Below are 823 nucleotides of genomic sequence, written 5' to 3'. Positions count from 1 at the left end.
CCGCTGCGCGAGCACGGCCAGATCGGTGTCGGTGACGGGCCGGCCCTGGCAGGCCTTCCGGACGCCGCTGACGATCTTCTCGCGGCTGAACGGCTCCACGACTCCGCTGCGCTTGATCACGACGAGGCTCGCGGTCTCGGTCGTCGAGAAGCGCCGGCCGCACGACGGGCACTGCCGGCGGCGGCGGATCGAGAGGCCGTCGTCGCTCGTGCGCGAGTCGATCACTCGGGAGTCGGGGTGCCGGCAGAAGGGGCAGAACATCGAGGGCCTCTCGGTCTCAGGCGAAGCGGGCGTCGACGGCGTCGCCGTGGGCGGGCAGCGCCTCGGCGTCGCTGAGAGCGCGGATGTGCGGGGCGACGCGCTCGAGCGCACCGCGGTCGTACGAGATCAGCTGCTGCGGCCGGAGGAAGGTGTAGGCGCCGAGCCCGGAGGAGAAGCGCGCCTGCCCGAGGGTCGGGAGCACGTGGTTGGAGCCGGCGAGGTAGTCGCCCAGGCTCACCGGGGTGGTCGGGCCGAGGAAGATCGCGCCGGCGTCGTGGATCCGCTCGGCGGTCGCGACGGGGTCGGCCGTGTGCAGCTCGAGGTGCTCGGGGCCGTAGGCGTCGCTGAACGCGCAGGCGAGCTCGAGGTCGTCGACGATCACGAGCGCGGACTGCGGGCCGTCGAGTGCGATGGCCACGCGCTCCGCGTGGCGGGTGGCAGCGGCCTGGGCGGCGACCTCGCGCTCGACGGCGGCGGCGAGCTCGGCGCTGTCGGTGACCAGGACCGCGGAGGCGGCCTCGTCGTGCTCGGCCTGGCTGACCAGGTCTGCGGCGACCAGGCG

The 823-nt window shown here is 74.2% G+C and carries 2 protein-coding genes; both read right to left on the bottom strand.

The window, feature by feature from the left end; genetic code table 11:
• Positions 1-261, bottom strand: a 261-nt coding sequence (locus tag C5C74_RS16925) for an ATP cone domain-containing protein (protein ID WP_104351949.1), incomplete at its 3' end; no start/stop codon positions are given.
• A 16-nt stretch (positions 262-277) separates the two neighbouring features.
• Positions 278-823 (bottom strand): histidinol dehydrogenase (locus C5C74_RS16920; protein WP_181134736.1); only part of this gene is annotated, 546 nt, incomplete at its 5' end.

The sequence above is a fragment of the Rathayibacter sp. AY1E8 genome (assembly GCF_002931415.1).
Taxonomy (GTDB): domain Bacteria; phylum Actinomycetota; class Actinomycetes; order Actinomycetales; family Microbacteriaceae; genus Rathayibacter.
Note: the sequence above shows the minus strand (reverse complement) of the source record. Positions and strands in the feature narration are given on the sequence as shown.